Annotated in this window: 8 protein-coding genes; 3 read left to right on the forward strand and 5 right to left on the reverse strand. The window is 64.1% G+C overall.

Going from position 1 to position 10855, the window contains the following annotated elements; translation table 11 throughout:
* Window positions 1-18: 18 nt before the first annotated feature.
* Window positions 19-675: a hypothetical protein gene (locus tag KBB96_RS08545; protein WP_211634271.1), complete on the reverse strand. Its 657-nt coding sequence runs from the start codon at window positions 673-675 to the stop codon at window positions 19-21.
* A 243-nt stretch (window positions 676-918) separates the two neighbouring features.
* Between KBB96_RS08545 and KBB96_RS08550 the strand changes: the two genes are divergently transcribed.
* The gene (locus KBB96_RS08550; RefSeq protein ID WP_211634272.1) at window positions 919-1278 is read left to right on the forward strand and encodes a hypothetical protein; all 360 of its coding nucleotides are present in this window, start codon (window positions 919-921) and stop codon (window positions 1276-1278) included.
* 17 nt (window positions 1279-1295) lie between these two features.
* Here the strand turns inward: KBB96_RS08550 and KBB96_RS08555 are convergent, their stop codons facing one another.
* From KBB96_RS08555 to polA, 3 genes are all read right to left on the reverse strand, one after another.
* Entirely contained in the window at window positions 1296-3014 is a 1719-nt protein-coding gene (locus tag KBB96_RS08555; protein ID WP_211634273.1) for a hypothetical protein, read from the reverse strand.
* 62 nt (window positions 3015-3076) lie between these two features.
* Window positions 3077-4672 (reverse strand): DNA/RNA non-specific endonuclease, encoded by a 1596-nt coding sequence (locus KBB96_RS08560; RefSeq protein WP_211634274.1) that lies wholly within the window; start codon window positions 4670-4672, stop codon window positions 3077-3079.
* Between the two features lie 107 nt (window positions 4673-4779).
* Window positions 4780-7575, reverse strand: coding sequence for a DNA polymerase I (polA, locus tag KBB96_RS08565; RefSeq protein WP_211634275.1), 2796 nt, complete (start codon window positions 7573-7575; stop codon window positions 4780-4782).
* A 397-nt stretch (window positions 7576-7972) separates the two neighbouring features.
* On the opposite strand from polA, the gene KBB96_RS08570 reads away from it, so the two are divergent.
* Together KBB96_RS08570 and KBB96_RS08575 are read left to right on the forward strand one after the other, a co-directional pair.
* Window positions 7973-8410, forward strand: coding sequence for a hypothetical protein (locus tag KBB96_RS08570; protein ID WP_211634276.1), 438 nt, complete (start codon window positions 7973-7975; stop codon window positions 8408-8410).
* 186 nt (window positions 8411-8596) lie between these two features.
* Window positions 8597-9397, forward strand: coding sequence for a DUF3108 domain-containing protein (locus KBB96_RS08575; RefSeq protein ID WP_211634277.1), 801 nt, complete (start codon window positions 8597-8599; stop codon window positions 9395-9397).
* 133 nt (window positions 9398-9530) lie between these two features.
* On the opposite strand, the gene KBB96_RS08580 is transcribed toward KBB96_RS08575, so the two are convergent.
* Window positions 9531-10769, reverse strand: coding sequence for a M20 family metallo-hydrolase (locus KBB96_RS08580; RefSeq protein ID WP_211634278.1), 1239 nt, complete (start codon window positions 10767-10769; stop codon window positions 9531-9533).
* Window positions 10770-10855 lie beyond the last annotated feature (86 nt).

The raw sequence follows: 10855 nt of genomic DNA on the forward strand, positions 1-10855 counted from the left end.
AATCACGGAAAAAAGCCATCACCGGCGGCGACGCAGCAGCCCGAGCAATCCCAACGCGCCAAGCAACGCGGCGGACGGCTCCGGAACAAAATCCACCGAGACATTGTCCACCGCCACCTGGCCGAATCCTCCGAATCCGATGGCGCCACCGGTGAAACGAACCGACATCGGCTGGCCGATGTTCGGATCTCCGGGCAGCACCGTGTAGGTGTAGGTGAACTGGGTGCCAGTGCCGCCAAGATCATTGAGGTTCGCGATCGTCGCTCCCGCTACCGTCGTAGCCGTGCCTCCCAGCAGGGTGGTGGAACCGGTGCCACCCACATACAGGCCGCCGGTGATGGCACGGCCTCCGGAGTTGTTTCCACCGTCGTCGAACGCGTCCGTCGAGTACCAGGTCAAGGTGTAGATGCCCGCTTGGATCGTATCCGAAGCCAGTGTTTGGGCCAGAACCGAATTGCTGCCTTCAAGGCGCGCGTAACTCGTCCCGAAATTCGTGTGCTGCACGGCAGTCGTCGTCGTTGCGAACGGCTGGGGATCCGCCGGATTCGTGATATTGGTCGCGGTGGTTGTCCAGCCGGAGAGGCCGGTTTCAAAGCTGCCATTGGTCAGCACCAGGGTAGCTGCCTGGCTGCCAGCCACCGTCAAAAAAAGCATCAGAACGAAAACAGATTTCATGGGCGATGGGAAGGATATGGGGGTTTCGATTCACCCCTACATCCGGCCGCACCCCGGTTTTCTGACAAATTTCTTCAGGATATTTTCGGCATTCCGACCACTCCGTCAATGGATTCGAGCCGACCTTCCGGAACCACGCGACCCACTTTCGATTTCATCAATGTTCGCGGAAAGGCTATCGATTTCCCCATGGCCGGTTTTCCACCTATGAATCGGCCTGCGATCCAGATTCGCAACATCACGATGAAAACACCCGCTTCCATCCTCCTTGCCACTCTTGCCTTGTTCACCGCCAGTTGTGCTCCAACAGCACCCCGCGGTCCGCTTCCTCCCGGAGTGGTCAGCCATGGTTCACTGACCAACAGGAAGCTGATGGCGGATGCCTCCATCGGTGCGGTCGCTGCATTGGCGGTCAAAGGCTACCGGGTGGACCCGCACCGGACCTCCATGACCGCCTATGTGGTGAGCATGCCCCAGGGATCTCCGGGCAGCCGGCAGTGGACCGAACGCTGGGTCTATGACGTTTCCGGCAGGCAGGTGCCGATCACCATCTACTTCCGCGAGAGTGGCATGGGCGCGGCGGACTACACCATCCGCCCCTGAAGGCCGCGCTCCGGGCCTCAATGCGCCGTCTGGATCCGCCCCAGCCGTGCCTCGCGCAGCGCGGCGGACTGGATCCTCCCCGCGAACCTCCGCGCGTTCGCGGGATCGGTCGCCATGTAGTAATCGGCGATGCGGTCCAGCGCTCCATCACGGGTGGGACCGGAGGGAAGATCGTTCACCCAGGAGATGGCCGCGTTCTCATCGGTGCGCAGCCAATAGCCGGCCACCGTCCGGGCCTCGTCGATGCGGGCCGGACTCTCCGGTTGTGCCGCCACCCACGCCGCGGCGTCCTGCGGACGATTGTCGGCCCAGCGGTTCACGATGCTGTCCAGCACGATGTTCCGGAAATCCGCATCGACCAGACCGTCCGCCCACGCCAGCGCCGCGCCGACATCGTTCTGCACCCACAGCGGAATGACCCCGAGAATCGCCGCAGGCTGCTCGGTCTCCGGCAGCGAGAGCACGAAGGCACTCGCCGCGGCCGGGTCCGCCAACGCCCAGAAGGACAGCGCGCCCTGGATCGCCTCCACGCGCACCACCTGATCCTCTGGAAACGATGCCGCCCAGCGCGTGGCCGCTTCCGGATCGGTGCGGGCCCAGGCCGAAGCCATCGCCAGATAGGCGGTATTCCGCGCGCTGTCGCTGGCCAGCGTATCGACCCAGGTGTAACCCGCCACCGGATCGGAAGCCGCCAGCACCGTGGCCAGTTGCGCCGCCGCCGCATTCTGCACGGGACCGGGCGGCATCGCGAAAACATGCGCCCGCGCCTGCTCCGGACTTTCGAGACTCCAGACATCCAGAAGATTCCGGATCGCCGAGGCGCGCAGGCCTTCATCGGAAATCGTGCCGACCCACGCAAGCGCGGCATCCACATCCCGGGCCGCCAGCGCGCGGATCAATCCCAGCGCCGCCTCGCCGCGGACCACGCCGGCAGGCAGGCTCTCCACCACGCCACGGGCGGCCAGTGGATCGAGTTCGATCAAGCGGCGCAGCGCCTGCGTCAGCACGCGGTCGTGCGCTTCACCGGACAACCACGTGTCCGCGAGGCCGATCACCTTGGCCGGGTCCTGGGTGGAAAGTGCGGCCAGCACCGTTTCCAGCGCCACCTCGCGACCTTCCTCCAACGGCAGCGCCATCGCCCAATCCAGCGCGGCCTTGGAATCATTCACCGCCCAACCGGACAGCAGCGCGCGCAGCGCATTCGCCCTCGCCCCGCCGTCCGGCACGCGGTCCAACATCGCCGCAGCCTGCACGGGATCATCCTTCACGAAGCGCGCGAACAAGGTGTGATAGAGAATCCACTCCTCCGGAGAAGCCGTCATTTCCCGGGCGAGATCCAGTGCCCGTTGTGGTTCCTTCTCCGCAATCCCGCCGATCACGATCAGCAGGCCGTTCGTGTACTCCGCGCCGCGTGGCACGGTGCGGAGAAACGCCAGCGCGGCCTCCGGATCGCGCTGGAACCATTCGCGCAACACCCGCCCGAACTCCTCCGAGCGCGCCGATGGATCGGTGCCATCCAGAATACCGCGCAGTTCTTCCGAGCGATCCTTCGCCACCAGACTGCCTGATGAAACGGTGGCCTTGTGGCGGATCGTAGCAACCTCTCCGACCGGGACGGTGGAAGCATCCGCCTTTTTGTTAGAGCCGGCATGCGAGCGCCATACGACCCGTCCCACAAGGATCAAGCCAACAACAGTCAGCAGCAGGACGAGAAAGACGGAAAGGCGGCGGTTCATGAACCCATGGCAAAGCAGCGCCCCCTCCGGCAAGGGATCCGGAGAGGACGCCGCCGGATGAATCAGTTGTTGCGGGGAGTCACGCTGCCGGCTGTGAAGTCGGCGGCATTGTCATTGGTATCCGTGGCACCGGCACCCGCGCGCAGGTCGGATGTGGTGGCGCTCGGAGTGGGAGCCGCACCGGAACCTTCATAGGCATTCGCGGTGCCGTAGCCCACGAAGTCCACCACTGCGGACGAACCCACCGGATTGCTCGTGGTGAGGAGCGTCTGGGTGTTGGTCAGGGCGACCTTCCCGGCGGAGGCGGACATGCTGATGGAACCGGTGGCCTGCGGCGTCGGCAGGTTGGTGGTGCCCCCCGTGCCTGCGGCTTCCTGGATCAGGTAGTAGTGGCCCGGCTGGAGGGTGCCGCTCAGGTTGGTGGCGGCCCATGAGCTGCCCGTGGAGCTGGCGTACTGCACCGCGTAGGTGGCGAGGTTCACCGCGGTCGAGCCGCCGTTGTAGAGCTCGATGAAGTCGTTCTTGTAGGTCGCGCCGCTGTTGCCACCACCACCGTACACCTGGCTGATGCGGACGCCGCCGCTGCCACCGCCACCGCTGGTCACGGTGAAGCTGGAGGCGCTGGTCGCCACACCGCCGGGAGCGGTCACGCTGATCGTGCCGCTGGTCGCGCCGGACGGCACGGTGGTGGTGATCTGCGAGGACGAGTTCACCGTGAACGAGGCCGCGGTGCCATTGAATGAAACCGCCGAGGCGGAAGTGAAGCCCGCACCGCTGATGGTGACGCTGGTGCCCACCGGACCACTGGACGGAGTGAAGCTGGAGATGGAAGTGGTGACCGCGCCATCCACCTTCGCGCGCAGCACGGAGGCCACGCTGGCAGGCAGCGCGGTGAAGAAGGTGTAGCCGGTATCCGCCTGGAGCTGGTTGACGGACGTGACATAGTTCGTCCACGGATCATTGCGGACGCCGGCGATGTTCGGGATCTTCAGTGCGATCACGCGGGTGGCCGTGGTGATGCGGCTCAGCGCGGTGCCGCTGCCCGGCGGGACGATCACCGCGATCTTCCACGTATAGCCGGGGATGGAGGCCTTGCCGCTCGGCTGGATGCGGGAGCCGGTGAAAAGGCTGGGACCGGAGGTGATCAGCAGCTCGTTGCCGGACTGCGCCTGGCTCTGGCAATAGGCCTCGAAGCTCTGCCACACGCCCTGGTTGTTGTCCGGGGTCTGAGGGATGATGTTCGACATGTAGAACACCAGCAGGTTGTTCGCGCTGGTGTCCGTGCGGTCGTAGGACGGGCACATGTGGCCGCGGTCGTAGCCGGAGTTCGTGTAGTCGCCGGTGACCAGACGGTAGAAGGTTGTCGGCAGCGCGGTGTCCTGGTAGAAGGAGCTGGAACGGCCGGCGGTGCCGATGTCAGGCCCGGTCAGGTCCCAGCTCACCCACGTCGACTGGCCGTAGGTGTCGCTGTAGTCGATGGCATCCACCGTGCGCTGGAGCAGGTAGTGGCTGTGGTTGCTGGAATCCGCCGTGGCGCCGGAGGGATTGCCGAGTTGCATCTGCAGGGCCGTGCTGATCGTCGCCTGCGCGCCGGAGGGCGCGAGCGCGAGAGTGGCCAGCAGGCCGAGGGATCGCTTCAAATGGGATGAACGCTTCATGTCTTCAGGGATGGTCCGGACCATGGAAAGATCCGGCACCATTCTACCTGCCTAACAGAAGCCGCGCCGTGAAGAGGGACGAGGAAACGGATTCGTGACAAGGGCGATCAATGCGCCGCGAGCCAGTTGTCTCCGGTGCCCGCTTCCACCTCCACCGGCACGTCACCCGGCAGCGGCAGGGCGTGGCGCATGGCGTCAAGGATCTTCGGAACCAGTTCGTCCTTCTCGTCCAGAGCGAGGTCGAACACCAGTTCGTCATGCACCTGGAGCAGCATCCGCGTTTTGTACGATCCTTCCCGTAGCATGGCGTCGATGCGGATCATCGCGAGCTTGATCATGTCCGCGGACGTACCCTGGATCGGCGTGTTGATCGCGGCGCGCTCGGCATTGCCGCGGATGCTCTGGTTGCCGGAAGCGAGGTCCGGCAGCGAACGGCGGCGGCCGGTGAGCGTCTCCACCTGGCAGGTTTCGCGCGCTTCCGTGACCGTGCGGTCCATGAACTCCCGGATCGCCGGATACTCGCGGAAATAAGCATCGATAATCGAGGCGGCCTCGGCCCGTGGAATCGAAAGCCGCTGGCTCAGGCCGAAGGCGGAGATACCGTAGATGATGCCGAAGTTCACCATCTTCGCGGTGCTGCGCATCTCACGGGTGACGTGGCCTTCCTCAACTCCAAACACCTTCGCAGCGGTGGCGGTGTGGATGTCCAGGTTGCGGCGGAACGCATCCGACATCGAGGTATCGCCGGAAAGGCCCGCCATCACCCGCAGCTCGATCTGCGAGTAGTCGCACGACAACAAGGTGAAGCCTTCACGCGGAACAAAAGCCTTGCGGATGCTGCGGCCCGCTTCCGAACGGATCGGGATGTTCTGGAGGTTCGGATCGGTGGAGGCAAGGCGCCCCGTCGCCGCCACGAGCTGGTGGAAGGTGGTGTGGATGCGACCGGTTTCCGCGACGATGTACTTCGGCAGCGCGTCAAGGTAGGTGGACTTCAGCTTGGTCGCCTCGCGCCACGCGAGGATGTCCGCGATGATCGGGTGCTTGCCTTCCAAGGTCAGCAACGTCGCTTCATCGGTCTTGTATTGGCCGGTCTTGGTTTTCTTCGCCTTGTCCACCAAGCCGAGCCGGTCGAAGAGCACCTCGCCGAGTTGCTTCGGCGAGCCGAGATTGAAATCGCCGCCCGCATGATTGCGGATCGAAACGGCAAGCTCGTCGATGCGGGTCTGGAGTTCCGCACCGATCGTGCCCAGAGCGTTCGGATTCACTGCGATGCCCTCCATCTCCATCGCCACCAGCACCGGCAGAAGCTTGCCCTCGATATCGCGATACACCGCTTCCTGGCCGGACGCGGCGAGCAGCGGACGCAGATGCTGCGCGAGTTGGAAAGTCACATCGGCATCCTCGGCAGCGTATTCCGCCAGCACCGCGAGCGGGATCGCAGTCATGTCGAGCTCCTTGGACACCTTCTTCTCTGCCGCGAAAGCGAACAAGTCCCCCGCCCCGTCATCCGCCGGTGCCGCGGGCAGCGCGGTGGCGATATCCTTCAACTTCACCGGCGTGTAACCGAGCAGCGTTTCCGAAAGGTAATCCATGCCATGGCGGCGTTCCGGAGCCACCAGCGAATCCACCAGCATCGTATCGAAGAACGGACCTTCCACGCGGATGCCGTGATGCAGCAGCACGGAGAGATCGTACTTCAGGTTGTGCCCGATCTTCTCCGCGGAGGAGGTCAGCACTTCCTTCAGCGGCGCATGCAGGGAATCGGCATACGGCAGGTACCAGCCCTCGTGCGCTTTCCATGAGAACGCCACGCCGAGCAACTTCGCCTCGAAACGATCAAGAGCCGTCGTCTCGATATCGAAACAGAACGAGTCCAGCCCCTTCAGCGCGGCGAACAACTCCGCCTGCTTCTCCGGCGTATCGGCGAGATGATACGTGTGATCGACCTCGCGGATCGTCTTGAACGTTTCGAACAAGGTCGGCTCGGCCACCGCTTCCGTGACCTCCACCGCCACAGTCTCGGTCTTCGCTCCGCCTTCACCGAACAAACGCTTCGTCAGCGTCCGGAACTCGAACTCCGTGAACAAGGCCTTCACCGCCTCATCGTCACGCGAGGAAAGCTCCAGCGACTCCCACGTCACCTCGATCGGCACCGTGCGGTCGATGGTCGCGAGCTCCTTGGAAAGCAGCGCCTGGTCCGCATACGCCTCCAGGTTCTCCTTCTGCTTGCCCTTCAGCTTCGCGGTATTCTTCAGCAGATCCTCCACCGTGTGGAAATCGGCGATGAGCTTCTGAGCGGTCTTCGGGCCGATGCCAGGCACGCCGGGGATGTTGTCCACCGTGTCGCCCATCAGCCCGAGCAGGTCGATGATCTGCGCGGGCTGGTTCACGCCCCATATTTCCGGCAGCTTCGCCAGGTCGATGACCTCGCGCTCGGAGCCCTTCTTGCCTGGCTTCCACATGAAGGTGGTAGGGCTGAGAAGCTGGGCGAAATCCTTGTCCGGAGTGACCATGTAGGTCTCGTAGCCCTCCGGCTCCGCGCGCAAGGCCAACGTGCCGATGATGTCGTCCGCCTCATAGCCATCGAGCTCCAGCACCGGGATGTGAAAGGCCGCGCACAGGCGCTTCACCTGCGGGATCGCAGCAGCCAGTTCCTCCGGCATCTCATCGCGCTGCGCCTTGTAGGCGGGAAAGCGGATGTGGCGGGCGGTGGGCGCGGAAGTATCGAAGGCCACGCCGAGGTGGGTCGGCTTTTCCTTTTCCAGAATCGTCAGCAGGGTGTTGATGAACCCATAGAGCGCGGACGTGTTGACCCCCTTCGAGTTGCGGATGGGATTCTGGATGAAGGCGAAATGGGCCCGGTAGACGAGCGCCATGCCATCGAGCAGGAAAAGACGGGGCATGCCGGGAGGAGAATGGCCCGGCCGGGAACTTCCAAGTTCCAAGTTGCAACAACCCCGCTCCGGGGCGTTCGTGAACGGTGGAACCCGGTGCGCGATCCGCCTGAAAATTCTTCCCAAGAATCCGGGCTCCGCTACGTATTCCCGGAACGATGAACTGGCCGACCACGATTCTTGGCGTCGCCCTTGCGGGTGCCGCGGGGTATTTCGCAGAACCCACCCTGCGCCCCAGCCTGACCGGCGAAAAGCCGGTGCCCAAGAAGCGCGTGGTGAAAACCGAAACGCCCGCCACCGATCCGGCCTCCGAAACGACCCCGGCTCCCGCTCCGGAACCGAAGGTGGACCCGGCCCCCGAACCGACCACCCCACCGGTCGCCGTCACCGAGCCGAAGGTCGATCCGTGCACCCTCCCGCGGAACCCGCCCCGGAACCGAAAGCCGATCCCGTCACCCCGCCTCCGGCCGAACCTGCTCCCGCGCAGCCCGCCACCCCGGTCGAGCCAAAGATGGAGGAACCCAAGCAGGAGCCCGCCAAGGAGGAACCGAAAAAGGAACCCGAGCCGGTCGACTCCAGTCTCAAGCTCAATGACGAACAGATCGTCAAGGCCATGAAACGCAGCTTTGAAACCGGCGAATTCAAGGAACTCTCCGCCGGCAAGCCGATCTCTTGGAAAGCCGGCCCTGCCGAAAGCATCGGCGGCGAAAGCTACCAGACCGGCATTCTCGAATACAGCGGTGAGACCATCTTCGGCGTCCGCCCCATCCAGGCCAAAGCCCTCCTCAAGGACGGCGTGGTCGTGAAATGGATCTCCCCGAAGAGTGGCATGGAGATCAAGTGAGGTAGGGCCGGTTTCGCCACCTGCGAATCCCGCAAAGCCCTTTCCTTCACTTTCATTCAAAAGGCCGGCCCCCATCCGGAGGACCGGCCTTTGTCGTCCGGCTGCCGGACGTTGCCTCCCTGGCATCCGCATCTGCGCTGCAATTCCCGAATTGCGCCTTCGCAAATCCCGCGCATGGTAGCGGCCATGCGTTTCCTGCCCGCCGCGGCCGCCTGGGGCCTGACGTTTGCTTCCTCCATCGCCGCACCCGCCTGGCAGGCGGAGCTGACCCCTCTCACCACCGCCGCCCATCCGCGCCTCTCCGCGTGCAAGCTGGACTACCGTGTGAGCTGGAAGGGCCTCATCGACGCCGGGGCCATCCACATGGAATTCGGCAACCCGGCCAACGCCAAGGGCGGCTCCTACGTCGCCACCTCCACCGGCAGGAGCATGGGCCCCGCCTCCGCCCTCTACGATTTCAAAAGCTGGTATTGGTCGGAAATGGAACCCGGTTCGCTCCGCCCGAGGGTCTTCCACACCGTCGAGGACGTGGAGAAACGCCGCGTCACCTACCATCTCGACTACTCCACGAAGGGCGTCTCCTGGCAGCGTACCACCCGGATCGTCGCCACCGGCTTCCAATACGACAACAAGGGGGCCTTCTCCTTCACCCCCGTCCACGACATCTTCTCCTCCATGCTGTTCGTGCGCGGGCGCAAGCTGGACAACGGCGACAACCTCGCCTTCGTGATCCAGCCCGGGGACAATCCCTATCTTGTTCGTGCCCATGTGGACAACCGCGAGGACCACGACGGCCGCGCCGCCATCCGCCTGACCGTGAGGATGCACAAGATCGACGCCACAAGCCTCGAACTCCTTCCTTACAAGAAGCTCAAGGAAGCCTCACTCTGGCTCAGTGACGACGCCGACCGCATCCCGCTCGAAATCCGCGCCGGCGTGTTCATCGGGGACGTGCGCGTGACGCTGGCGGGACAGGCGAAATACTAGAATCATCGTAACCACAGAAGGCACGAAGCTTCACGAAAAAGAGGGTATTCGGCGGCAAATGAGCGGAAGCGGCTTCGCTCACCTGCCACGCGGTTCATCCCTTTCGTGAAATTCCGTGTCTTCCGTGGTTCTCTCATCCTCCCACGAGGAACGACTTGAGGAACCGGAACACTACCTCGATCGCCGCCGCGACGTCCTGATCCTTCACGAACTCGTCGGGATGATGGCTGAGACCATCGCGACAACGGACGAAAAGCATGGAGACCGGAGCCACGCGGGACATCACCACGCCATCGTGTCCCGCTCCGCTGGCCAGATGCGGTGCCGAGCCGATGGCGGCGGTCAAAGCCCCCGTCAAACGTCTGCCCAGCTCCACATCACAACTCACGCCATCGTGATCGAGCACCACCCGCCATTCGAGTTTCAGCCCGCGCTGTGTCACGATCGCGGAACAACGCGCCCGCAGCTTCTCCAGAAACTCCGCCCTCACCGCGTCCTCCGGATGCCTCAGGTCCAGCGTGAACCGCGCCACGCCGGGAATCGAACCGCTCGTCCCCGGCTCCACCTGGATCTTCCCCACGCTGGCCAGCAGTGGCGGATGATCGCGGCCCGTTTTCTCGATCGCCAGCAGGCATTCGGCGGCTCCTGTCAGAGCGTCGTGCCGCAGGTCCATCGGCGTGGTCGCCGCGTGCTCGGCCTTGCCCAGCACGGACACCACCACCCGGCTCTGGCCGCAGATCGCGGTGACCACTCCGGCAGGTTGCCCGGCTTGCTCCAGGATGCGCCCCTGTTCGATATGCACCTCCAGGTAACCTCTCGCGCCTCCCGGCGGATACTCGATGTCCGAGGAATCCTCCGTCCATCCCGCCAGCGCGAGGTAGGTGGAGAGCGTGATGCCGGTATCGTCCCGCAGCGCGTACGTCGCTTCGTCGAAGTCCCCGCACACCCAGCGGCTGCCGAGATAGCTCGTATGAAAACGCACGCCCTCCTGATCGGCAAATCCAAGCAAATGCACCGGCACCGGCAGCGCGATGCCTTCCGCCGCCAACCGTTCCAAAGCGGCCAACCCGACAAGAATCCCCAGCACGCCATCGTACTTGCCTGCACCCACCGCCGTATCAAAGTGCGATCCGATCAACAGCGGCAGTGCGCGCGGTTGTGTGCCGGGCAGCACCCCGCGCACCGTGCCCATCGCATTGTGGGACACCTGCATGTTCAGCTCCCGCATCCACTCCAACAGCCGCCCGGCGGCCGCCTTGTTCGCGGAGGAAAGCAGCGTGCGGGTGAGCCGCCCTTTCTCCTCGCTGATGGCACCCAGTTCCTTGATCCGATCCAAGGTCAGGCGCAGGGTATGGTCCGCGAGTTCGCTCATGGTTTTCCGATGTCTCCCATCCTGCGCGTCTAACGGAACGGACGCAAGTCGATACCAAGGAGCACCGAAACCACATCACGACCTCG

It is taken from the genome of Luteolibacter ambystomatis, from assembly GCF_018137965.1.
Taxonomy (GTDB): domain Bacteria; phylum Verrucomicrobiota; class Verrucomicrobiia; order Verrucomicrobiales; family Akkermansiaceae; genus Luteolibacter; species Luteolibacter ambystomatis.